This window comes from Embleya sp. NPDC008237, assembly GCF_042956465.1.
Taxonomy (GTDB): Bacteria; Actinomycetota; Actinomycetes; order Streptomycetales; family Streptomycetaceae; genus Embleya.
In genome coordinates, this window is the sequence record NZ_JBIBGL010000001.1 from 840,050 (window position 1) to 864,662 (window position 24,613).

The 24,613-nt window shown below is 70.1% G+C and carries 14 protein-coding genes; 5 read left to right on the forward strand and 9 right to left on the reverse strand.

Translation table 11 applies throughout. From position 1 onward, the window contains the following. Nucleotides 1–166: 166 nt before the first annotated feature. On the forward strand, nt 167–1,636 hold the full coding sequence (locus ACFZBU_RS03420) for an amino acid permease (RefSeq protein ID WP_391581758.1): 1,470 nt from the start codon (nt 167–169) through the stop codon (nt 1,634–1,636). A gap of 118 nt (nt 1,637–1,754) precedes the next feature. On the opposite strand, the gene ACFZBU_RS03425 is transcribed toward ACFZBU_RS03420, so the two are convergent. From ACFZBU_RS03425 to ACFZBU_RS03435, 3 genes are all read right to left on the reverse strand, one after another. Then, nucleotides 1,755–2,549 carry a hypothetical protein gene (locus ACFZBU_RS03425; protein ID WP_391581759.1) on the reverse strand — a complete coding sequence of 265 codons (795 nt, stop codon included), beginning with the start codon at nt 2,547–2,549 and terminating at the stop codon, nt 1,755–1,757. 76 nt (nt 2,550–2,625) lie between these two features. Beyond that, complete coding sequence (locus ACFZBU_RS03430) at nt 2,626–3,744, reverse strand: LLM class flavin-dependent oxidoreductase (RefSeq protein WP_391581761.1); 1,119 nt, start codon at nt 3,742–3,744, stop codon at nt 2,626–2,628. A gap of 177 nt (nt 3,745–3,921) precedes the next feature. Beyond that, nucleotides 3,922–4,731 (reverse strand): SDR family NAD(P)-dependent oxidoreductase, encoded by an 810-nt coding sequence (locus tag ACFZBU_RS03435; RefSeq protein WP_391581762.1) that lies wholly within the window; start codon nt 4,729–4,731, stop codon nt 3,922–3,924. A gap of 1,378 nt (nt 4,732–6,109) precedes the next feature. Between ACFZBU_RS03435 and ACFZBU_RS03440 the strand changes: the two genes are divergently transcribed. Then, complete coding sequence (locus tag ACFZBU_RS03440) at nt 6,110–8,764, forward strand: hypothetical protein (RefSeq protein WP_391581763.1); 2,655 nt, start codon at nt 6,110–6,112, stop codon at nt 8,762–8,764. A gap of 265 nt (nt 8,765–9,029) precedes the next feature. On the opposite strand, the gene ACFZBU_RS03445 is transcribed toward ACFZBU_RS03440, so the two are convergent. Together ACFZBU_RS03445 and ACFZBU_RS03450 are read right to left on the reverse strand one after the other, a co-directional pair. Then, entirely contained in the window at nt 9,030–11,174 is a 2,145-nt protein-coding gene (locus ACFZBU_RS03445; RefSeq protein ID WP_391581794.1) for a UvrD-helicase domain-containing protein, read from the reverse strand. A 186-nt stretch (nt 11,175–11,360) separates the two neighbouring features. Then, the gene (locus ACFZBU_RS03450) at nt 11,361–13,376 is read right to left on the reverse strand and encodes a hypothetical protein (RefSeq protein ID WP_391581764.1); all 2,016 of its coding nucleotides are present in this window, start codon (nt 13,374–13,376) and stop codon (nt 11,361–11,363) included. 105 nt (nt 13,377–13,481) lie between these two features. Here ACFZBU_RS03450 and ACFZBU_RS03455 point away from each other — a divergent pair, with 105 nt between their 5' ends. Next, on the forward strand, nt 13,482–15,701 hold the full coding sequence (locus tag ACFZBU_RS03455; RefSeq protein ID WP_391581765.1) for a DUF262 domain-containing protein: 2,220 nt from the start codon (nt 13,482–13,484) through the stop codon (nt 15,699–15,701). A 118-nt stretch (nt 15,702–15,819) separates the two neighbouring features. Here the strand turns inward: ACFZBU_RS03455 and ACFZBU_RS03460 are convergent, their stop codons facing one another. The 4 genes from ACFZBU_RS03460 to ACFZBU_RS03475 form a co-directional block, all read right to left on the reverse strand. Further along, on the reverse strand, nt 15,820–16,872 hold the full coding sequence (locus ACFZBU_RS03460; protein WP_391581766.1) for an LCP family protein: 1,053 nt from the start codon (nt 16,870–16,872) through the stop codon (nt 15,820–15,822). Between the two features lie 50 nt (nt 16,873–16,922). Then, nucleotides 16,923–17,456 carry a GNAT family N-acetyltransferase gene (locus tag ACFZBU_RS03465; RefSeq protein WP_391581767.1) on the reverse strand — a complete coding sequence of 178 codons (534 nt, stop codon included), beginning with the start codon at nt 17,454–17,456 and terminating at the stop codon, nt 16,923–16,925. Between the two features lie 321 nt (nt 17,457–17,777). Further along, a complete protein-coding gene (locus tag ACFZBU_RS03470; protein WP_391581768.1) occupies nt 17,778–19,913 on the reverse strand; it encodes a 3-hydroxyacyl-CoA dehydrogenase NAD-binding domain-containing protein in 2,136 nt (711 codons plus the stop codon). Further along, nucleotides 19,910–21,145 (reverse strand): thiolase family protein, encoded by a 1,236-nt coding sequence (locus tag ACFZBU_RS03475; protein WP_391581769.1) that lies wholly within the window; start codon nt 21,143–21,145, stop codon nt 19,910–19,912. Before ACFZBU_RS03475 ends, ACFZBU_RS03470 begins: the two co-directional genes overlap by 4 nt. 765 nt (nt 21,146–21,910) lie before the next feature. Here ACFZBU_RS03475 and efeO point away from each other — a divergent pair. Together efeO and efeB are read left to right on the forward strand one after the other, a co-directional pair. Next, complete coding sequence (gene efeO / locus ACFZBU_RS03480) at nt 21,911–23,053, forward strand: iron uptake system protein EfeO (RefSeq protein ID WP_391581770.1); 1,143 nt, start codon at nt 21,911–21,913, stop codon at nt 23,051–23,053. Nucleotides 23,054–23,144: 91 nt separating this feature from the next. Continuing rightward, nucleotides 23,145–24,422 (forward strand): iron uptake transporter deferrochelatase/peroxidase subunit, encoded by a 1,278-nt coding sequence (gene efeB / locus ACFZBU_RS03485; protein ID WP_391581771.1) that lies wholly within the window; start codon nt 23,145–23,147, stop codon nt 24,420–24,422. Nucleotides 24,423–24,613 lie beyond the last annotated feature (191 nt).

Consider the following 24,613-nt stretch of genomic DNA (forward strand, 5'->3'; position numbering starts at 1 on the left):
CTGTTTCGGGGGCTTCGGGGGTTTTGGGCTTCGGCTTTGTGGGTGCTCGGCGTCGATTTCCGGGGCGGGCTCGAAGATCACCCTGACGCGCCGAGGATCGGTCACCCGAAAACAGGAGTGAAAGCCTCGATCATGGCAACGGTCTCCGCCACCAGGAGGTGTTGCCATGGCCAACGCGTTGTTTCGCACCAAGAACATCGAGCAGTCCATCCAGGACACCGATGTCTCCGAAGGGCACGGCTTACGCCGGGAGTTGTCCGCACTCGACCTGATGGTTTTCGGCGTCGGTGTGGTGGTGGGCACGGGCATCTTCGTGCTGACCGGTACGGCGGCGAAGGACTACGCGGGCCCCGCCGTCGCGTTGTCGTTCGTGCTGGCGGGGTTCGTCTGCGGGCTCGCCGCGCTGTGCTACGCCGAGTTCGCGTCCACGGTTCCGGTGGCGGGTTCCGCGTACACGTTCTCGTACACCACGCTCGGCGAACTGCCCGCGTGGATCATCGGCTGGGACCTGATTCTGGAACTCGCGCTCGGCGTCGGGGTGGTCTCGATCGGGTGGTCGGGATATCTGACCTCGCTGCTTTCGCAGGCGAACATCGACCTGCCGCAGGCGATCACGGCTGCGCCGGGCGACGGTGGGAAGGTCAACCTGCCGGCGCTGCTGCTCGTGCTCGGGGTCGCGGCGATCCTGGTGTTCGGGATCAAGCTCTCGGCACGGTTCAACCTCATCATGGTCACCGTCAAGCTCGCGATCGTGCTGTTGGTGATCTTTGCCGGCCTGTTCTTCGTCAAGACGGGCAACTACAACCCCTTCGTGCCCGATTCGCAGCCGCCCGCATCCGGGAACGGCGGGCTCAAGGCGCCGCTCGTGCAGACCCTGTTCGGGTTCGAGCCGCAGATCTACGGTGTGATGGGGATCTTCTCCGGTGCGGCGCTCGTGTTCTTCGCCTACATCGGATTCGATGTGGTCGCCACCGCCGCCGAGGAGACCCGCAAGCCGCAGCGCGACATGCCGATCGGGATCCTCGGTTCGCTGGTGATCTGCACGATCCTGTACGTCTCGGTGGCCCTGGTCGTAGTCGGTATGCAGCGTTACGACATGCTCTCGTCCTCCGCGCCGTTGGCCGAGGCGTTCCGGTCGGTCGGCAAGGGCTGGATCGCGACCATCATCAGCGTCGGCGCGGTGGCCGGTCTGACCACCGTGTGCATGATCTTGATGATGGGGCAGAGCCGGGTCTTCTTCGCGATGAGCCGGGACGGGCTGCTGCCGCCGTTGTTCGCGAAGGTGCATCCCAAGTACGGCACGCCGCACGTGAGCACGATACTGATCGCGGTGGTGGTGGCGGCGATCGCCGGGTTCACTCCGATCCACGAGATCGACGTCATGGTCAACATCGGCACACTGTTCGCGTTCTTGGTGGTTGCCGCGAGCGTGCTGATCCTGCGCCGGACCCGACCGGAGTTGCCGCGCGCGTTCCGGGTGCCGTTCGTGCCGTGGTTGCCGATCCTGTCCATACTGGCCACGCTGTGGCTGATGATCAATCTCAGCAGTGAGACGTGGCTGCGGTTCCTGGTGTGGATGGTGGCCGGCTTCGCCGTCTACTTCTTCTACGGGCGGCAGCACAGCCGACTGCGGTGACAGCGACGGTTGTTCGGGTTGTTCGATGAGGGTTGTTCGGTGACGGTGGTCAGGTGACGTGCGCGGGCCCGGGTCGACTCGACCCGGGCCCGCGCACGTATCGCATGACGGCCGGGGATCAGCCCCAGAGCTCGTCCGTGTACTTGTCGGTGCCGACCACGGTGGGAATCCACGGGGCGCAGAAGCTGACCCGGCCGATGCCGGAGGCGTCGATCCGCTCGGCCCACTCCTTGAACGCGTCCCAGCTCTCGCGCGGGTCGCCCTCGAGGAAGTACAACTGCATGCTGCGGGTTGCCGCGTTCGGGTCGCGCGGGACGAACGCGGGAGCGTCGTCCTTGAGCGGGACTGCGGTCCACGCGGCCACCGACGCGATCGGCGAGCCCTTGAGGAAGTCCGGCAACTGCGCGGAGAACCACGCCTCCAGGTCCTCCTGCGTGGTGCCCTCGGCGCGCTGCACGGTGAGCGAGACCAAGCCCTGGTAGTTGCGGTCGAGGGCGAGCTCCAGGGGGACCGGGTCCTCGTCGCGGTACCAGCGGCTGTCGTGCAGGTACATGCCGGTGTGCGCGTGGATCCGGTGCTGGAAGCCGCGGTCGTTGCCGTAGAGCCAGTTGACCTGGTCGACCGCCCACGCGTTCCACTCGTCGAACTGGCCGTCGTTGATCCAGTAGATCGCGACGTAGGAACCCGCCTCGATGTCCGGGACCACGTCGGTGTCGGCCGGGAAGCGCAGCGCCTTGAGGTCGGCGGTGGCCACCCAGCGGCTGCCCGCGAGCATGCCGGGGCCGATCATGCAGCCGGCGTAGTAGTGGTCGCGCTCGTACCAGCGGTTGTAGCTCACCTCGTGGCCGCGCTCGGGGTCCACGGCGGTGAACAGCATGCTGCCCACCCGGATCGGGTATTCCTTGAAGCTCATGACTGCCTTTCGGGTCGTGCGGTGACACGTGTCGGGGGGACGGACCCGGCCGGGGACGCCGGCCGGGTGGGGGCGGTCAGGCCTGTCGGCGGAATCGTGTGGTGCGGTGCTCCGGCTCGGTGTCGAGCTTGGGGATGATGTGCTTGCCGAACAGTTCGATGGTCTTGAGCGTGTTCTCGCGGTTGTCGCAGCCCAGGCCGAGGACGAGCTGGTCCACGCCGACCGCCTCATAGGCCTTGACCGCGTCCAGCACACCATCGGGCGCGCCGCAGATCAGGGCACCGGCATCGGCGGCGAACTCGACCAGTTCGGGGGTCAGGTCGGGCATCAGCTCGGGCCAGTACGGGATGCCCTCGGGGTGCGGGAACGTGTCGTGGTAGCGGAAGACGTTGCTGGTGAGGTACATCGGCCGGGCCGCGACCGCGTTGGCGACCGCCTGTTCCCTGGTCTCGGCGACGAAGCCGGTGCTCACCGCGAGCACGTTGTCGTTGACGAAGTCGGCGATCGGTTCGGCGTTGCCGATCTCGCGCTTGTATCCGGCCACCAGCTTCTCGGCGCTCGCCGGGTCGCCGATGGAGAAGCCGAGTACGCCCAGGCCCATCCGGGCGGCCATCGCGTACGAGGGCGGGCTGCCGGCGGCGTACCACATGGCGGGGTGCGACTTGCCGTACGGCTTGGGCAGGATCTTGCGCGGCGGGAGCTGCCAGTAGGTGCCGTTGTAGCCCTCGTAGGTGTCCTGGAGGAACATCTTCGGGAACTCGCGGATCACGTCCTCCCAGATCGCCTTCGTCTCGGACATGTCCTCGATGCCGGGCAGGAAACCGAGAATCTCGTGGCTGCCGGCGCCCCGGCCGGTGCCGAACTCGAAGCGGCCCTTGGTGAGATGGTCGAGCATCGCGACCCGTTCGGCGACCTTGGCCGGGTGGTTGACCTGGGGGAGCGGGTTGAAGATGCCGGAGCCGATGTGGATGCGCTCGGTGGCGTGGGCGAGGTAGCCGCACATGACGTCGTTGGCGGACAGGTGCGAGTACTCGTCGAGGAAGTGGTGTTCGCTCAGCCAGACGTACTTGAAGCCGGCCCGGTCGGCGGCGATGGCGAAGTCCATGTCGTTCATCAGGGCTTCGTGTTCGGCGTTGGGGTTTCCCTCGCGCCGGAACGACGGGTTGTAGCCCTGAAGAAAGATGCCGAATTCCATTGCACTCCCAGTTCCGCGGTCTGGTCGGGGCGGGGTGGTCGGTCGGTCAGCCGGTCGTTCAGTAGGTCAGGAGGTCTGTAGGTCGGTCGGCGGGTTCGGGTGCGTTCGGGTCGCCCGTTCGGGAGCTTCGGGGGCGCCGGTGGGGCTCGGCGGGTGCGGGCGCGCCGGCGCTTTGGGTCAGGGGGTGAAGGTGCCGTCCGGGCGGCGGACCCAGCCGGAGGCGGCCATCGTGCCGCCGTCGACGTGCAGGGTGGTGCCGGTGACGAAGCGGGCCAGGTCGCCGGCGAGGAAGACGATCGGGGCGGCGCAGTCGTCGGGTGTGCCCAGGCCGAGGGGGACCTTGGCGGCGTAGTCGTAGGCACCCTCGTCGGTCTCGAACGTCTCCGCGAGGCCGGCGTCGCCGGGGGTGGGGATCGCGTCGGGGGCCACGCAGTTGACCCGGATGCGGCGATCCGAGAGTTCGAGGGCGAGTGACTTGGTGAGTTGTTCGACCGCGGCCTTCATCGCGGCGTACACCGCGAAGCCGGGCGCGGCGCGGAACGCCTCGATGCTGGTCACGTTGACGATCGAGCCGCCCTCACGCATGAGCGGGGCGCCGTGTCGGATCACGTGTGTGACGGAGGTGAAGTTCTCGTCGACCAGTGCGGTCTGGCCCTTGGGGCGGACCTCCATGAACGGCGACCAGAAGCCGCCGCCGGCGTTGTTGACGAGGATGTCGAGTCCGCCGAGCGTGCTGTGCGCCTCGCGGAGGAAACGCTCGACGCCGTCGCCGTCGCGGACGTCGAGTTCGACCGCGAGCGCACGGCGGCCGGTCGCCTCGATCGCCTTCGCGGTCTCCTGAAGGCCGATCGGCTCGCGGTCGCAGATGGCGACGTCCGCGCCGAACCGGGCCAGTGCGACGGCCGTCGCCGCGCCGATTCCCCGGGCGGCGCCGGTGACCACGGCGATGCGATCGGTGAGCAGGGCGGCGGAAGGGTCGAGCAGCACGGGGGCACCTCACTGTGGATCGCGTACGTTGTCGCCTCGGCGCGGGGCCGCCGTCGCGGGCCGTGCTCTGCGCTGGGGTCACCATGCCACCTGACGACCCGTCACCTGAAGGGAGACGGCTGTCTTTTTCCGACTCGGTGCGCCGGCGTTCACGCAGGTCCGCAGGTGAACTGACGCTCAGTCAGCAAGAGTGGCGGACATCACCGCTCGGTGCGGCCGCGCCCGACGGCGATGGGGTGGTGGTGCGGCGGGCGCGGGGCTGTCTCTCTTTGGCGGGAGGGTGGTGGGGGAGGCGGCGTGTCTTTCTTGCGGGCGCGGGTGCGCGGGTGCGCGGGTGCGCGTGGGCGCGGACAAGTGCGGACACGGAGACGCGGGGGCGAGTGCGGGTGCAGGTGCCGGCTGGGGGTGGTGGGTGCCGGCGAGGGGCCTGGCGTGTGAGTGCGCTTGCGGGTGGAGGCGGCCGGGGGTGCGATCCCGGATGCGGGTGCAGGCGCTGATGGCAGTAGTCGTCGCAAGGCCGTGGTCGTGGGTGCGGGCGGTCGGTCTTGCAGGTACCGGTGCGGGCAGTTGCGTGTGATCGCGGGTGCGGGCGGGTGCCCCGCGCCGGCGGCTGTGGGTGCGGGTATCGATGTCGACGTCTGTGGGTGTGGGTGTCGAGACCGAGAGTCGTAGTCGCCCAGGAGAGTGCGGATGCGGGTATCGGCGCATGTGCCGGTGATCGCGGGTGCGTGCGCTTGTTCGGTGGTTGGGTGGAGGCGTCGGGTTTCGGTGAGTGGGAGCGGGACTGCGGGCGGGGTTGCCCGCGGGTGTGGGTGCACTCGTCGGAGGGTGCGGGCGTCGACGTCCGCGGGTGCGGGCGCAGACGCCGATGCTGTGGGCGCATGTGGTTGTCCGGCGGTTGTGGTGGAGCTGTAGGGCATTAGTGACGGGGATGGGCTGCAGGCTGAGTCGCCTGCGGGTGTGGGTGCAGTCATCGAAGGTGCGGGCGTCGGCGCCGGCGAGCGTGAGCCCGAGCGTGGTCGCGGGTGTCGGGGATGCGCCTGCGGGTGCGGGCCGCAGGCGTCTGGGGCGGGTGCAGGTGTCGAGGTTGGCGAATTTGGACGTGGTCATGGTTGCGGGCGCGGGCGCAGGTTGAGGTGGTTGCGGGTGCAAGCGTCGATGTCGGCGGATTCGGTCGCAGGGGCCCGGCGCCCGCGCACGCGCAGGTATCTGCGGGTGCGTGTGGTGGTGCGCGGCGCTGTAGGCGCGCGTGGGCCGTCGGTAGGTGGATGTGTGCCCGGGGGTCCTCGGGTCGTGCGTCGAGTGGCCCCGTTGTCGGTTCGCATGGATTGTCCGAAATCCATGCGCAGCGGATGCGGTGCTCACTACGCTCTGCGACGTGGCGCTATCTCCCGATTCCTGCGGCATCGTGGCCGACTTCGGCACGTGGCTCGCGCGAGCGGGCCGGCCGGCCCCGGACGCCGAGCGGATGATCGATGTCCTGGGTACGTTGCTCGATTTGCGCGTTGCCTGCCTGCGGCTCGACGACCACACGCGCTGGCGTGCCGGCGATCTGAATTCGTTGCTGGAGACGTTGGTGCCCGCGCACGTCGCGCTGCCCCGCGAGGACACGGTGGGTCTGGTGGTGCCCGCGCTGCGGTTGTTCCTGGAGTTCCTGCGTGAGCGTGGGCCCCTGCATCCGGACAGCGATCGCCTCGACCCGCTGCTCGCGGTGCTGGATCGACACGAGGGTGAGCTTCCGGCCCGGATGGCGGATTCGACCTGCTGGGGGTCGGCGAAGAAGTTGTTCGTGGCGGGCTATGCGACCGGCCCCGGACGGGGCAGGGCGCTGCCGGCGGTTCGGTTGCCGGACGAGCGCGAGTTGGCTCGGGCCGCGTCGGCGGCGCCGTCGTTCGCCGCTGCGCTCACCCTGGCCCGCTGGGTCGGGCGTGGCCGTCCGGTGACCGCGACCGGTGTCCTGCGCCGTGCACCGGCGGCCGAGGCCGCGTCGTTGCTGGGCATCGAGGCGCCGGTCGCGGGCGTCCGCAGCGCGCGCGACGTCGAGCCGCTGCACCATGTGTGGTCGATCGCGTGTGCGGCGGGCCTGGTCGAGGTCGGCCGCACCGTTGCGACCGCAGGTGCGCTTGCCCGGGCGCTGGCGGTCGGCCGACCCTGCGACGTGCTGCGCGTGTGGTCGAGTCTGTGGGAGGGCGTCGCGATCGGCGAGGCCACGGGACGCCCGGCGGTGCGTCGCGCCGGGTATGTGCTGCGCGGCGGGGACGTGATTCGCGAGCTGTTGCGCGAGCTGTACGACCACGCGGGTCGCTGGGTGCCGATGGGCGGACTGTTCGAGCTGCTCTCGTACACGCCCGACGGCCGGCCGAGGTCGCCCTCGGTCGCCGACCCGGCGTTGTTCACCGGGTTGACCCTGGCCCACCAGATGGACGACCTGCGTGCGTTCGGCGTCTTGGAGATACGTGAACTGGTCGGCGGCGGCGCGCCGTTCATGGCGGTGCGGCTGACCCCGTTGGGGCTGTACGGGCTGCGTACCCGCTTCCTCGAACTCGGCGTTCCCGCTCCGCTCACCGGCCCGGGTGGCGGCCCGAGCGAGCCCGCGTTGCCGCCGCTGTACGTGCCGCCCACCTCCGAGTGCGCGCTGGCCGCTCGGATGTCGCCGCTGCTGGCGCAGGCGGCTGCGCTCGCGGAGTACGTGGAGGAGCACGGGCCGCTGCCGATCACCCGGGAGGAGGTACTGGCGGACGACGTCGCGCGGCGGGCCATGGTCGACCTCGGCATCCCCGAGCAGCCCCGTCGCCCCGCCGCCGATCCGCCCCGCACCGCTCGGGGCGAGCACGCCCTGCACCGGCGTTGGACACTCGCGCTGGGCACCGGTCTGCTGGTTCTGCGCAACGGCGCGGTGCACGTCGCGGACGGCCTGAGGGTGTGGCGCGAGGGTGGTGACCGCGAGCTGATCGCGCTCGCCGCGCGGGCGATGGTCGTGGTGGCCGAGGACAACGCGACCTTCGGCGAGGCACACGAGCAGCGGTGGGACGTCCCGGAGGGGCTCGCGGCGTCGCTGTTCACCGGCCTGGTTCAACTCGGCGGCCCGCTCCCGGTGTCGCTGTTCGTGGGCTTGGCGGTGCGCCGCGACCTCGATCACGTGGTCCGCACGCTGCCCACCGAGCCGCCGGCCGAGGACGAGGCGTTCGCACTCGGCCGGATGCTGGACGCGCCCGACCTGGTCCGGGAAATGGGCCGACTGTGCGACCCCGCCACGCCGAGCCTGCCGTTCCCGCCGTCTTCCCCGTCGTTCCCGGCGCAGACACCGACCGAAGCGCTGACCCGGGTCCGCGCCGGGGTGGTCCTGCTCGCCGATCGGCTGGCGGCCCTCGGCATCGTCCGGCGCACCGCCGAGGGCATCACGCTGACCGGTCTGGGCGGCACCCTCGTACACCGGATGTTCCGCGAGCAGGGGCTGCCCGTCGCCACCGTCGACGACTACACCGCGGCCTCGGGCGCCCGCCTCCTCGGCGCGATGGGGGCGTGGCCGCGACCGATCGCGACCCGTACGTTCGCGAGCTGGATCGCCTGTCGCCCGGTCGACGCCGCGCTGTCCGAACTGTGTGCGGTCGCGGGCGCGGCCGGACCCACCGAGCGGCTCATGCTCTTCGCCCACGTGGGTGACGCGGGCCTCCCCGAGGCCGCCGTCGAACACGCCCTCGACGAGGCCGCCGCGGACCCCACCCTTGCCCCGCACGTATGGAACTGGCGCCTCACCCACGACCACGACGTGCCCCCGGCGACCCTGCGCACGCTGGCCTGGCTCACCGCCGACAACGCCGCCGCTGCGCTGCTCGGCCGGCACGAGGCGGCCGTACTGGGCTTGCTCACCGAGGTGACCGGCAGTCAGGGTCCGGGCGCCGACGTGGTCTTCGGCGAACTCGCGACGATGGGCCACCCCTGCGCCGAGGACGTGCTGCGCTTCGCCGAGACCACGCACCCCGACCCCAAGGTGGCCCGCGCCGCCCGCCGGGCTCTACATCGGCTGTGCTGACGCACACCCGAGGGGTCCCGTGCCGACGGGCATCCGAGGCGCGCTGCGCCCGCCCGTGCCGCCGCGCACCCGTGCCGCGCCGCAGATCACCCGTGCCGACGCGTACCCGAGGCGCGGTGCATCACCTGTGCCGACGCGCACTCGTGCCCCACCGCGCACCGCCCGTGCCGACGCGCACCCGTGCCCCACCGCGCACCGCCCGTGCCGACGCGCACCCGTGCCGCACCGCACATCACCCGTGCGACCCCCACCCCAGCCATCCCGCCTACACCCCCGCCGCCTGACTCAAGAAGACACTCGGCGCGCCCGTCCACGACACGTGCAGCGCCTCCCGAGCCCGCGTGCAGGCCACGAACAGCAGACATCGCTCCGCCAAAAGGTCGGCCTCGTGCTGGAGCCGATCCACCTCGCGCCCGGTCACATGGCCCATGTAGGGCACCGTCGAATCACTCACGTCCGCCACCGCCATGCAGCGGAACTCGAGTCCCTTCATCGCGTGCATCGTGCCGATCCGAACTCCCGCCGCGGCGGCCCCGGGCCGGTCCTTGAGCAGCACGGCCGGTACGCCCTCGCGCGTGAGCGCCTCCGCCGCCTTGCGGCCATAGCCGACGAAGCGCGCCGCGATCCCGATCTCCTCGGGCCGCACACCCGCGTCCAGCCAGCCCCGGACCCGCGCGACGAGTGCGGCCAACTCGGCCTCCGTTCCGGTGAGCGCCACCAGATCCGGCTTCGCGCCGTGCAGCGAACTGCGGCACTCCTGCACCGAGTCCGCATGCTCCCCGTCCAGGCCCTCGACCGGCCGACCGGACAGGATCGACGTGCACCACCCGAGAATCTCCGCCGTCGTCCGGTAGTTCACGCGCAGCCGGCTCGACCGGCCGACCACCCGGATCCCCAGCTTGCCCAGCGACACCCTGCTGTCGTAGATCCGCTGGTTCGGATCGCCCGCGATGAACATGTCGTCCGGGCCCGTCGCGACCATCGCCCGCAACGCCCGCCACTGTGCCGGGTGCAGGTCCTGGGCCTCGTCGACGACCACGTGACGATACGGCCGCTCCGCCCGCTCCGCCAGCAACAGTGCGGTCTCGTCGCACACCTGGAGCCAGGTTCGGCGACCCTCCGCGCGCAGCCCGGCCACGAACTCCTCGACCGCACGCCAGACCTTGGCCCGTTGCAAGGGCCCCAGCGGGGTGCCCCGGCCGGTCCGTGACGCCTTGAGGTACGACTCCAGGCTGCCGATGTCGTGGGCGACGATCACGTTGCGGTACTCCTGGACCAGGAACGGCACCGTCCACGGCAGCTGCAGCGCTTCGATGATCGTCGCCCAGCGTTCCTTCTCGTCGTGCGCGATCGCCAGTGCCGCGCCGCCGAGTTCCTGCCGAAGCAGTCGATTGGCCGCCGCGTCCACCGTGGTCACATCGACCCGCTCGAGCAGTTCGGGCGCCAACAACATGGCCAGGTTCTCCTGCAGGCTCCGGGCCAGCGTCGTCGTGTACGTGGTCAGCAGGATGCGCTCGCCGGCCGCGAGGCGCCCGGCGAGGTGCTTCACGCGGTGCAGGGCCACCACCGTCTTGCCCGTCCCGGGACCGCCGTTCACCTGGGCGGGCCCGGCGTACGACTCGCGATACGCCGTCCGGTACTGGGACGGATGCAGGAAGACCCGCCAGGCGTCGAACGGCCGGGCGAGGATGTCGAGCAGTTCGTCGGGGCCCTCCACGAGAGCCACCCGTCCCTGGGCGTGCCCCATCGCCGTGACCAGGTCCTCGGGGTCGGGCAGCGCGTCCGCCGGGGCCGGCGCCGGGCGGCGCGCACTCACCACGTCCCGCCACACCTCCTCCGGCGAGTACCCCTCGGCGAGATAGAACAGCACCTCGTACTGGTCCTGCGGAAGCAGCGCCTCCAGCGCCTCCAACTGCCCGCGCTCGGTCAGCAGTCGCGCGATGCGCAGCACGTTGGCGTCCAGCCCCAACCGGGTCAGGTCGGCATCCGAGACACCGGCCAGGAGCCGGTCGCCCGATCCCGCCGCGAGGTGCTCCAGTGCGGGGGTGGCCCGCTGCTGCGCCACCACGTCCTGGATCTCCAGCGCGTGCGTCGCCCGGTTGACCCCGGCCTGCTGCTGTACCGCCCACGCGATCGCGTCGTCGTGCGGCAGCACCCGCAACAACAGGAACGTCTCGCCGCTGTCCGGCGCGAGTACCACGCCGCGCCGGAACCCGCCGACCCGAATCGTCCGGATCCGCGCATCCCGGGCCCGGTCGAGCTTTTCCAGGTGCAACCCCTTGTCGGCCAGGAGTTCGACCAGGGTCAGGCTCTGGAACTTCGCGATGGCCTCGCGCACTCCCCGCTGTGCGCTCTTCTCCAGGCGCGCGTATTCGGCCAGGAAGTCCTTCCCGAGCGCGAGTTGCGGCACATGTCCTCCCGAGCCGATCACCATGCTTCGTGTGTCCGTGTCATCTCGTACGGTAACGGAGCGCAGTTCATCGCCCACAGCGGAAGCGACATGTGCTCGGGTCGGATCGATCACCCCTCGAACTGCTCGCCGCCCTCGACGAACTCGCGGCCGTGTTCGCGGCTCAGGACGGCCCCGCAGCGCCGATCAGGCCGGCGTCAACAGATCGATGAGGTCCTTGTCCCGGCGCTCGCCCAGCCGGGCCAGGACCGCGGCGAGTGGCGTCGTGGCGGGCAGGCCGATGCGGCTTGCGATGATCGGCAGCGCCTGCGCGTCCGGCACCCGCGTGGTCCAGCCGACCAGGCGTACCGCCCGTTGCAGCGGCGGCAGGTCGTCCTCGACGGGGCGGATGTGGCGGGTCAGCAGGCGATCCCCGCTCGGGATGACGAACAGATGGTCGCCCTCGGCCGCGTTCAGGTCGAGCAGCAGCGGGCGCATCGAGCCGAAGCACGGTTGGTTGCGCCACACGACGGTGACCTCGCCCGCGTCATGGGTGAGAGTGCGGCGGGCACCGGGGACGAGACCCAGGTGCGCGGCGAAGCCGGTCGGGACCGGGAAGCCGGATCCGCGCAGGTGGTCGCCGTTGAGATCGATCCGGTGCCACCATCGTTGCTCTCGGTCGCGGAAACAGCGCTGGGTGGTCGACACGTCCCGGCGCGGCTTGTACGCGGGAGCGGGGGTGGACGCGTCTGTGCGCGCGAGTCGTATCCAGCCCGGTTGGTACCGCTCGAAGGACGGCCTGGTCGCGTAGGCGCGGACGGAGTTCTCACTGACGTCGAAACGACTCGTCAGGGATTCGACGACCGCGTCGATGCGCGCGGCACCGCCGCGTCTGCGGAGCTCGCGTTCGATCATCTCGCGAATACCGAGGTACTCCTCCAGATCCCAGCGACGCAGGCCGTAGTGCAGACGGTCGGTACGCATGAATCGCTCGTCGGCCTGGAGTTGGTTGCACACACTGCTGAAGGCGTAGTCGCCGTTCACCAATTCGATGATCTGCTCGGCCGTCAGCGGCACGTTTCGCAGCGTGAGGACGGCTTCGGCCTTGTCGTTGATACTCGAACCCCACCACACGCCCTGTGTGTCGAAGCGCCGGATCTGGGGGAGGCGGTCGAGCCAATCCGCCAATGCGTCCTCATACACGCCGCACCGGCGCGTCGCGTCCTCGACTTCGGACCACGGGACGGCGCCGTCGGCGCATATCGCGCGCAGTGTTCGACGGGTCGCGTCCTCGGCGTCGGCCAGGGTGTCGTGCGTCAACCATTCGTCGGTCATCCGGTGCGGCAACAACGCCACCGGCACCCTCCACAACGGGATGCCGCGGAGTGAGTCGATCGGAGTGCGGTGGCGCTCGTCGGCCTCGATCAGGTCGCGCACCCGAGCGATCGGACCGAGTCGGGCGGCGAGCTTCGCCACGTAGGAGGCCAGTTGCGGGTTGCCGCCGCCGAAGGCCCAGTCCTCGAGACGGGCGCGGCACTTCTTCTGGATCTGCCGGACCCCCTCTCGGGTGATGCCGATGTCCTGCGCGATCGCCTCCAGCGTGGCCGGCGGGTGGGCGAACAATCGGTCGACGGCGACCCGGGTTTCGCGCCGCGTCCAGGTGTCGGTGAAGGCGGTGACGGACGCGACGACGTCGAATCGGCTCTCGGTGAAGGCTGGTTCGGGGGTGGGAGCAGTCCGGGCCGGATCGGGCGACGGTTCGCTTTTCGGCGCGCCGTGGTTCACCGGGACGGCGGTCCACGCCACCGGCGCCCCACGATCGTGGGCCTCGCGCAGCGCGCCCGCGACGATCCCGACGACGTCGGTTCGGCGCAGCCGAGGCCGAGCGAGTAGTTCGCCGGGCGACATCGCGACCAGCCCACGCCAGTCGAGCCTTTCCCGGCGTAAGGCGATCACCACGGCGCGAGGCCATCGGGCCGTGTGTGGAACAGAGTTCGCATCCGCCAGAAGCGGAGCGAGCCGGGTGAGCGTGTACGCGGAACCGTATTCGACGACGAGTTCGGCCACGCGGATCCAGAACCCGGGTTCGTCCACGACATGCGCGAACTCGGCCGGCGGCAGCGTCCGCCACCAATCCCGGGGCAGGCCGGCCACGTTCAGGTGCGCGCCGACCTCCTCCTCGGGGAACGTCGAGAGCCCGGGCAACAGATCGACCAATGTCATGAATCATCTTCCTGACCGAACGGTACCGAACGGTTGACCGCGGGTCGGCGGTTTCGCGTAGTCTCGCGCACCACAAGGGGTGGGTCGCAACAGGGGGAGCCCGGCGTGGGATTGGCGAACGAGAACATCATCACGCAGGTCGAGGACCTGCTTGCCGGGCGCATCGTCATCCCGTCGATCCAGCGGGACTATGTGTGGAAGACCCCCGACATCCGGGATCTGCTCGACTCCCTGTACCGGGGATACCCGATCGGGTCCGTGCTGCTGTGGAAGACCAGGATCGCCGTCCCGTTCCGGACCGCCGCCGTCAGCCAGGAGACGCAGGGCGTACAGCAGCCCGTCTATCTCCTCGACGGCCAGCAGCGGCTCATTTCACTCGCATGGGTGTATCGACCCGAGTCCCGCGCCGACGCGAAGAAGCTCGATCTGCGCTTCGACCTGGCCAACGAGCAGTTCGTCAGCCCGGTCGGCACCCAGCAGCGCAATGATCCGCTCCTGGTGCCGGTGGTCGACGTGTTGGCCACCACGCCGGACTTCTACCGGCTCCTGACCACGGCCGGCGTCGACCCGGCGACACCGGTCTTCCAGACCTACTACAAGCGGCTTCAGCAGTTGCACGACGTCCACAAGCGCGAGATCGCGGTGATCACCTACGCCTCGGACGACTACGAGGAGGTCGCCGACGTCTTCGCGCGGGTCAACAAGGGTGGCCGCAAGCTGACCAAGGGCGATCTGGTGTACAGCGCGATCGCGGCCCGCTGGGAGGACGGGCTCGCCACGATCGAGGCCTTCCACGCGGAGCTTGCGCGCGACGGGTTCGCCCTCGATCGGGACCCGGTGCTACGCATCCTCGGTCACTTCGCGGGAGTGGGCCTGCGCAGCATCAAACTGCTCGACGCCGCCGTCACGGAGCCGGTCCTGAAGGCGGCCTGGGCCAAGACGGCCGAGGCGGTTCGGATGACGATCCGATTCCTGCGCGAGGAATGCTCGGTGCCGCGTTCGGCGGTGCTCAAGACGCAGGCCGTCCTGGTCGCGCCCTCCATCCTGCTCCATCGCCGGGGCGGCACGCTCGGTCCGGACGAGACGGTGCGGCTGCGCCGGTGGATCTACACGATCCTGACGTTCATGCGGTACAGCGGGACCACCGACACCGCGTTGGAAAGCGATGTGCGGTGGATGGACGCCGACGAAGGTCGGGTGCGGTTCGGCGAGTTGATGCACCGCGCGTTCGGCAGTCGGCCGCTGGACGCGCCGGTGCAGGCGTCGGACCTGGAACACAAGTCCAATCTGCACGCCTTCTTCAACGTCCTGTACATCGCCGCGCTGCGGCGGGAGGCGCGCGACTGGGTCGACGGCGAGCAACTCGACGACCTGCGTGAGGATTCGTCGGCGCGCATCGAGTACCACCACGTGTTCCCCGACGCGGCGATCGGCGGGGCGCACCCGAAGGAACTGCGCAACAGCCTGGCCAACTACGCCTTCGTCTCGGCGCGGACGAAGCGCTACATCGGAGCGCGAACGCCGGCGGAATACCTGCCCGCGCTGGAAGCCGAACACGTTGCTCGGCACTGGATGCCGACGGATCCGGCGTTGTGGACCGTGGAACGGTTCCCGGAGTTTCTCGCCGAGCGGCGGCGGCTGATGGCGGCCACGCTCAATGCCATGCTGGGCCTGCCGGGCGCCGAGGAGGCCGTGGGCCGGGACGCCGGGGAGGCCGTGGGCCGGGACGCCGGGGAGGCCGTGGGCCGGGACGCCGAGGCGGCGCCGGCCGTGCTCCCCGCCTCGCCTAACGACGCGCCTGTCGCTGCGGCGGACGCGGAACCCTTCGTCTACGAACCCCCGCCACAAAGTCGTCCTTCGGCGGAGAAGGCGACGGTCGCCGAGCCGGAGGATCTCGACACCGGCGAGCGGTTCCGCCGGCAGTTGGCGGCCTGTTCCACCCCGGCGGAAGTGGCCATCGTCGAGGAACTGCTGGAATTCTGGGAGATCAGCCGAGGGCGCGTGGAGTTCGGCGACGGCGGCACGCCCACCGCGAGACTGGTGCGGGATGCCGCGGACGGCACGAGCGTGTGTCCGATGCTGGTGTTTCCTTCGGCCGCGGGCAGCGGTATCGAGGTGCAGTTCCAGGAGCTGACGCGGCACCCGCGGTTCGCGCCGGAAGCGATGCGGGAGGAACTGCGAACCCGGCTGAACGCGATCACGGGCTTGGACATCCAGCGGCACAACGTGCACCGCCGCCCGCACTTTCCGTTGACGCTGCTTGCGGACGAGCCTGATCGTGCGGTGCTGTACCAGGTGTTCGCGTGGCTCAAGGACGTCATCTGAGGCTTGACGTCATCCGAGGCTTGACGTCATCCGAGGCTTGACGTCATCCGAGGCCTGACGTCATTCGAGGCTTGCCGCCGTTTGAGGTTTCCGGAGTCCCCGGCTCGGGGGAGTCCGGTCAGGGCCGCCACAGTTCGCCGGGGGCCGGCTCCGGCCAGGGGATGTCTGCGCGGACCGCGGCGAAGAGTTCCTTGCAGCGCTTGTCGTCGAGCAGGACCACGCTCTGGCCGCCGCCGCGTTCGCCGAAGCCGGCGACGGGGGCGGTGCGAAACGCCAGGTCGGCTTCGCTGATGCCCTTGAGGTCGGTGGCCAGGTCCAGAAGCGCCTTGAAGTTGAGGTTGTCGTCGACGGTCAGCGACTTGGTCAGCGACTGCAACAGGTTCTCGGTGCGCAGCGGGCTGCCGAGCACCCCCTGCGCCGTGACCTTCTCCGCGATCGCACCCAGCAGTTGCTGCTGGTGCGCCACCCGATCGAGGTCGCCCCGTTCGAGCCCGTACCGCTGCCGCACGAACTTGAGCGCCTCGTTGCCGTCCAGCTCGGCGCGGCCCTTGTCGGCGTCCACCGTCACCCCGCCGAGCGCGTCGACCATGCCCTTGAAGCCGCCGAAGTCCACCGCCGCGTAGTGGTCGATCCGTACGCCGGTCAGATTTTCGATGGTGGCCACGAGCAGCGCGGGCCCGCCCCACGAGAAGGCCGCGTTCAGCTTGGCCTCGCCGTGTCCAGGGATCGACACCCACGAGTCGCGCGGCAACGAGATCGCCGAGATCGAGGCCCGACCGGCGGGCAGGTGCAGGATCATCATGGTGTCGCTGCGCCGGCCCTCCAGCGCCTCGGGGTCGGCGCCGGCCGCCGCCGCGTCCATGCCGACGAGCAGGATGTTCAACGCCCGGCCGGCGGCGGGATCGGTCGGCGGGCGCGGTCCCGCGGCGGGGATGCTCGATCGGTCGAAGACCCCGTCGATGCGCTTGATGTTGGCGTTGAGCGAGTACACCACCCAGACCGCGCATCCGCCGACCACGCACAGCGACAGGGTGAGCAGCGCGACCAGTCCCACGACCGCCTTGCGGCGCCGTGACCAAGGCTTGCGCTCGGGTGTCGATGTCGGCTCGACGTCCTCGTCCGCCTCGCTGACCTCGGCCGACTCGTCCGTCGCACCCAGCGCATCCGTCATGCGCAGAAGCTAGCTGACCTACCGTCAGCAAGGGCAGGGGAAGCCGAAAATCAGTGCGAAGACGAGATCGACTTCGCTGCCTGTCCGAGATCCGGGGCCGGCCGGCGCATGCACACGCGAGGCCACCGATCCAGTCCGATGGCCGCCTCGTGCGTCCGGATCGCCGCGAGCCCCGGCGTCACCTGCGCCGCGTCGAGCGTCCGGAAACCGATCCGCGCGTAGTACGGAGCGTTCCATGGCACGTCCCGAAAGGTGGTCAACGTCGACGCGAGCCCGGTCTGCGCCTGCACCCGATCGATCATCGCCCGCCCGAGCCCGCGCCGCGCCCCGTCGGGGTGCACCGACACCTGCTCGATGTGCGCGGCCCCGTCCACGAGATCCCAGATCAGATAGGCAACCGCCGGCTCCCCGACCACCAGGCACCGCCCGCCGGCCCGATACGCGGCCAACTCCTCGACGGAAAGCGCCTCGTCCGCCGCGATTTCCGGCATGCCCACATCCACGAAGCACATCCCGGCGGCGACCTCGATCTCTCGCATTCGCTCCAGGTCAGGCACCGAGGCGGCACGGATCACATCACTCATGATCACCATTGTGGCCACCGCCGGGAAGCGGCGGGAGACGGTGCGTGTGGCGCATGGGTCACACGGATCTCGACACGGCATGCTCGCAGTTCCACGAGAAGTGGGTTCGAGGGTCCACCCCGCAGCCCGCCACGTGTCACGCTCACGGGCGACGACTACCCCGCTTTCGAGGCGATTCAGTACGTACCGATCGCGAAGCCGTGGTGCCGGCGGCCGACAAGATGTACGACCCGAAGCTGCGAGGGTTGGGCCCAGAGCCTGGCAGTACGCCGAAGGGGTGGCCCGCGTGGCGGGCCACCCCTGCTCGCGACATCGTGTCGACTACTGCGGGACCGAGGCCGTGCCCGCCGGGAGGAAGCGCTTGCCCAGCGTCTTCTCGCTGACGCCCGCGCGGTCCAGGTACGGGGTGATGCCGCCCAGGTGGAAGGGCCAGCCGGCGCCGGTGATCATGCACAGGTCGATGTCCTGCGGGGCGGCGACGACGCCCTCTTCGAGCATGCGGTTGATCTCGTCGGCCAGGGCGGCCAACGCGCGGTCGCGGACCTGCTCTTGCGTGGAGGGGGAGTCGCCCACCTCCAGGAGGGCGGCGACCTCGGGGTCGACCTCCTGGGCGCCCGAGGCCCAGGTCAGGAAGGAGCGCTTCCCGGCCTTGACCACACGCTCCAGGTTGGGCGAGACGCCGAAGCGGTCCGGGAAGGCCGTGTGCAGGGTTTCGCCGACGTGTGCGGCGATCGCCGGGCCGACGAGTTCGAGCAGGACCATCGGGGACATCGGCAGGCCGAGCGGGGCCAGCGCGTTGTCGGCGATCTCGATCGGGGTGCCTTCGTCGACCGCGGCCAGCACCTCGCCCAGGAAGCGGGTGAGGACGCGGTTGACCACGAACGCCGGGGCGTCCTTGACCAGGACCGAGGTCTTCTTGAGCTGCTTGGAGACGGCGAAGGCGGTGGCGAGCGCACCGTCGTCGGTCTGCTCGGCGCGGACGATCTCCAACAGCGGCAGGACCGCGACCGGGTTGAAGAAGTGGAAGCCCACGACCCGCTCGGGGTGTGCCAGCTTCGAGGCCATCTCGGTGATCGACAACGACGAGGTGTTGGTGGCCAGGATGCACGTCGGCGAGACCACGGCCTCGACCTCGGCGAACACCTGCTGCTTGACCGACATCTCCTCGAACACGGCCTCGATGACGAAGTCGGCGTCCGCGAACGCGTCCTTGGTCAGCGAGCCGGTCACCAGTGCCTTGAGCCGGTTCGCGGCGTCCGCCGAGATCCGCTTCTTGAGCAGGAGCTTGTCGACCTCGGCGTGCACGTAGCCGACGCCCTTGTCCACCCGCTCCTGGTCGATGTCGGTCAGTACGACCGGCACCCGCAGGCGACGGGCGAACAGCAGCGCGAGTTGCGAGGCCATCAGCCCGGCGCCGACCACGCCGACCTTGGTGACCGGACGCGCGAGCTTGCGGTCGGGGGCGCCGGCCGGGCGCTTGGCGCGCTTTTGGATCAGGTTGAACGAGTACAGGCCCGCGCGCAGTTCGTCGCCCATGATCAGGTCGGCGAGCGCGTCGTCCTCGGCGTCGAAGCCGGCCTGGAGCGAGGCGACGTCACCGAACCGGGCGGAGCGTGCCGCGTCGATGATCTCCAGCGCGCGGTACGGCGCGGGGGAGGCCCCGTGCACCTTCGAGTCGGCGATCGCACGGCCTCGCGCGATCGCCGCGTCCCAGCCGGCGCCGCGGTCGATCTCCGCTCGCTCGACCACGATCTCGCCGGAGACGACCTTGCTCGCCCACACCAGCGACTGGGCCAGGAAGTCGGCCGACTCCACCAGTGCGTCCGCGATCCCGAGCTTGAATGCCTTGGGACCGTTGAGCTGCCGGTTCTGGTTCAGCGCGTTCTCGATGATCACGGTGACCGCGTTGTCCGGGCCGATCAGGTTCGGCAGCAGCACGCAGCCGCCCCAGCCGGGGACCAGACCCAGGAAACACTCGGGCAGCGAGAAGGCCGGCACCGCGGTGGAGATGGTGCGGTACGTGCAGGCCAGGCCGATTTCGACGCCGCCGCCCATCGCCGCGCCGTTGTAGAACGCGAACGTGGGCACGGACAGCGTGGTCAGCCGCTTGAACGTGTCGTGGCCGGCCTTGCCGATGGCGTGCGCGTGCTCGCGCAGGCCGACCTTCTCCACGCCCTTGAGGTCGGCGCCGACCGCGAAGATGAAGGGCTTGCCGGTCACGCCGGCCGCGACGATGTCGCCCGCCGCGGCCAGGGCCTCGACCTTGTCGATGGCGCCGTTGAGCTCGCCCAGTCCGGCTGGCCCGAACGTGTTCGGCTTGGTGTGGTCGAAGCCGTTGTCGATCGTGATCAGCGCGAACCTGCCCGCGCCGCCAGGGAGATCGAGTACGCGCACGGGGAAGTGCGAGACCAGCTCGTCCGGGAAGACCTCGGCGGCCAGTCGGGTCAGGTTGCTCACTTGTCGTTCCCCTCGGAGTTCACGGCGTCCGCGGAGTTCGCGGTCCAGTTCGGGTTCTCCCAGATCACGGTCCCGCCCATGCCGAGCCCGATGCACATCGAGGTCAGGCCGTAGCGGACCTCGGGGTGCTCCTCGAACTGCCGCGCGAGCTGCGTCATCAGGCGCACGCCGGACGAGGCGAGAGGGTGACCGAAGGCGATCGCGCCGCCGTACTTGTTCACGCGCGGGTCGTCGTCGGCGATCTTGTAGTGGTCCAGGAAGGACAACACCTGGACGGCGAAGGCCTCGTTCAGCTCGAACAGGCCGATGTCCTCGATGGTGAGGCCGGCGCGCTCCAGGGCCTTCTCGGTGGCCGGGACCGGGCCGATGCCCATCACCTCGGGCTCCACGCCCGCGAAGGCGAACTGCACGAGCCGCATCTTGATCGGCAGACCCAGCTCGCGCGCGGCGTCCTCGGAGGCGAGCAGACACGCGGTCGCGCCGTCGTTGAGGCCGGCCGCGTTGCCCGCGGTGACCCGGCCGTGCGGACGGAACGGGGTCTTCAGCGCGCCGAGGCCCTCGAGCGTGGTGCCCGGGCGCATCGGCTCGTCGACGGTTGACAGGCCCCAGCCCTGCTCGACCGAGCGAACCGCGACCGGCACCAGGTCGGGCTGGATCAGGTTGTCGGCGTACGCCTTGGCGGCCTTCTCCTGGCTGCCGACGGCGAACCTGTCGGCGCGCTCCTTGGTCAGCTGCGGGAAGCGGTCGTGGATGTTCTCCGCGGTGTTGCCCATGACCAGTGCGGACGGGTCCACGAGCTGCTCGGAGATGATCCGCGGGTTCGGGTCGGCACCCTCGCCCATGGGGTGGCGACCCATGTGCTCGACACCGCCGGCGACCACGACGTCGTAGGCGCCGAACGCGATGCCGCCGGCGGCCGTGGTGACCGCGGTCATCGCGCCCGCGCACATGCGGTCGATCGAGTAGCCGGGCACCTCGCGCGGCAGACCCGCGAGCAGCGCCGCGGTGCGGCCGATGGTCAGGCCCTGGTCGCCGATCTGCGTGGTGGCCGCGATGGCGACCTCGTCCACGCGGGCCGGCGGCAGCGACGGGTTGCGGCGCATCAGCTCACGGATACACGCGATGACGAGGTCGTCGGCTCGCGTCTCGTGGTAGATGCCCTTGGGGCCGGCCTTGCCGAAGGGGGTACGGACGCCGTCTACGAAGACGACGTCCCGGACGTTACGAGGCACGAGCGCACACTCCTCCTGCGATGGGTACGAGCCCCATGCTACTCATGAGTAACCAATGGTCCTAGCCCTCGGCCCCACTCCGCTCGCCCCGATCCGCCGGGACGTTGCCGGCGGTGGTCGGGATCGCCCCCGTGACCGGCGCTTTTCGCGGCGACCGAGCCGAAGGCCGTGGGTCGGGTTCGCGACCGAAGGGCCGGCGAGGCGCGTGGACGGATGCGCTGCGGCACGCGTCCGGGCGTGCCGGCGGTGCGTTCGGGTGGTTCGGGGGTGCGTCCGGGCGTGCCGACCGCCCGGGTGGGTCGGCGAGTTCGGCGGCGAAGCCGGATTCGTCGCCATCGGGCTTCCGGCGGCGGGCGCACGATCGCTCGGGTCGGCGACGGAGCCGCAGGCGGGTTGCTGCGGTGGGCTGCTCCGAGGTGATCACGACGACTCCGGATTGCGCGGACTTGGCACGACCTTATGCATTTATCGGGCTTGCCATGCTTTGCCGCGCCACAGGGGTCGGGCCGGACGTGATGCGATCCACGCGCGGCAAGGCGGGCCTTTACTTCGGCTTGACTGTCTGGGGACATTCGGCTGACAAAATAAGCCAAGCCTAGGCTTGGTTAGCCTTGCCTAATAATTGCTTTTTGTCCCACTTCTGTATCCCTGCATGTCCCTGCGTGTCCCTGCCGGTCCTGCGGTCCCTGCGGTTCCAGCCGGTTCCTCTCGTTCGTCTGCCGGGCCTCGACCCGTCTTCGCTTGTTCTCGTCCCCGGGAGAGTCCATGTCTGTTGTCCGTCGCCGTCCTGCCGCCCGCGTGAGCGTGCTGGGCACCGGATTGCTGCTCGCCTTGCCGCTGGCACTCACCGCGTGCAGCAGCAGCGACGAATCCTCCGGCGACGCCGTCAAGGTCACCGCCAAGGACAAGTCCTGCGACGTCGCCAAGAAGGACTGGCCGGCCGGCAAGAACAGCATCAAGGTGACCAACAAGGGCAACCAGGTCACCGAGCTGTACGTCTACGCCCAGGGCGACCGGATCGTCACCGAGCGGGAGAACATCGGCCCCGGCACCTCGGCGACGCTGAACTTCGAGATCAAGGCCGGCACGTACGAGGTCGCCTGCAAGCCCGGCATGAAGGGCGACGGCATCCGGCAGACGATCACCGTCGCCGGCACCCCCGCCGAGAAGCCGGTCGACCCCCGACTCGCCCAGGCGGTCGCGCACTACCGCGCCTTCACCACCACGACGGTCGACCAGATGTTGCCGATCGCCACCGACTTCGTGAACGCGGTCAAGGCCGGCGACGTGGCCAAGGCCAAGGACCTCTACCCCAAGTCGCGCCTGGGCTGGGAGACCATCGAGCCGGTCGCGGAGAGCTTCGGCGACCTCGACCCGCAGATGGACGCCCGTGAGGCGGACCTGGAGCCGGGCCAGGAGTGGTCCGGCTGGCACCGGATCGAGAAGGCGCTGTGGACGACCGGGCAGATCACCGACGCGGAGAAGGGCTACGCCGACCGTCTGCTGGCCGACCTCAAGACGCTCCAGTCGAAGGTGGGCACGGCCGAGATCACCCCGACCTCGATCGCCAACGGCGCCAAGGAACTCCTCGACGAGGTGGCCACCGGCAAGGTCACCGGTGAGGAAGAGGCGTTCAGCCACACCGACCTGTGGGACTTCGTGGGCAACGTGGACGGCGCGAAGAAGGCGTTCGACCTGCTGAAGCCGTACGTGGCGGAGAAGGACGCGGCGCTGGCCGGCACCCTCGACGGCGAGTTCGCCAAGATCCAGGGCCTGCTGAACAAGTACAAGCAGGGCGAGGGCTACGTTTCCTACGACACCGTCGACGACGCCAAGCGCAAGGAACTCTCGGACGCGGTCAACGCGCTCGGCGAGCCGCTGTCCAAGCTGGCCGGCGTCGTCGCCTAGTCGTGCCGCACACCGCTACGGGCCGCGAACCGGCCGCCACCCGTGGCCGGACACGTCGCCGGCCGCACCGAACGTCCATAGGGAGGGCCTCATGACCGAGAGCGAACACGGCACCGAAACGGTCGAGCCGTCGGGCGACGGTGTCAGTCGACGGGCCCTGCTGGGCTGGACCGGCGGCGCGCTCGTGGTCGGCGCCGCCGCAGCCGGCGGGGTGGCCACCGCCGTCACCGGGACCGACGACAAGTCGTCCGCGCCGGTCCTGGGCGCGGTCGACTTCCACGGCGTCAACCAGGCCGGCATCGCCACCCCGGTGCAGGACCGGCTGCACTTCTGCGTCTTCGACGTGATCACCGACGACCGCGCCAAGCTGGTCCGCATGCTGCAGCAGTGGACCGCCGCGGCGGCCGCGATGACCGCCGGCAAGGCGATCGGGACCGGCGCGGACAGCGGCGTTCCGGAGTCGCCGCCGGACGACACCGGCGAGGCGGTCGGCCTGCCGCCGAACAACCTCACGCTCACCGTCGGGTTCGGCCCCTCGCTGTTCACCAAGGACGGCAGGGACCGGTTCCAGATCGCCGCGAAGAAGCCCGAGGCGCTCGCCGAACTGCCGCTGTTCCCGGGCGACAAGCTCGACCCGCAGCGCTCGGGCGGCGACATCGCGGTCCAGGCCTGCTCGGACGACCCGCAGGTCGCGGTGCACGCGATCCGCAACCTGGCCAGGATCGGCTTCGGCGTGGTGTCGGTGCGCTGGTCCCAACTGGGCTTCGGCAAGACCTCCTCGACCACGCCCGAGGCGATGACCCCGCGCAACCTGTTCGGGTTCAAGGACGGCACGCGCAACATCGCCGGCACCGAGACCGACCGACTGCGCGAGCACGTGTGGGTGCCGGCCGGTGAGGGCCCGCAGTGGATGGCGGGCGGGTCGTACCTGGTCGCCCGCCGGATCCGGATGCACATCGAGACCTGGGACCGGACCTCGCTGCAGGAGCAGCAGGACGTGATCGGCCGGTCCAAGGGCGTCGGCGCGCCGCACGGCGCGACCGGCGAGCACGACGTGGTTCCGCTCAAGGCGCTGCCGGAGAACTCGCACGTGCGGTTGTCCCACCCCGACTCCAACCACGGTGCGACCATCCTGCGCCGCGGCTACTCGTTCGTGGACGGCTCGGACGGGCTCGGCCGACTGGAGGCGGGCCTGTTCTTCCTGGCCTACCAGCGCGATCCGCGCAAGGGCTTCATCCCGCTTCAGCAGCAGCTGGCCGCCAAGGACGCGATGAACGAGTACATCCAGCACGTGGGCTCGGCGCTGTTCGCCTGCCCCGGCGGGGTGCGCGGCGCGGACGACTACTGGGGCAAGGCGCTGTTCGCCTGAGCGCTCGCGAAGGGGCGACCGGCGCCGCATACGTGGATTCCCGAAGGGCCCGATCCGAGGTACGGATCGGGCCCTTCGCGCATGCGTGCCGGCTGCTCAGGCGGCGGCCGTGGTCTCCCGGGACTCCTGCGCCGCCGGGGTGTTGGTGCGGCCCTTGGGGAGGAGGAGGAACAGGGCCATGACGGGGAGGA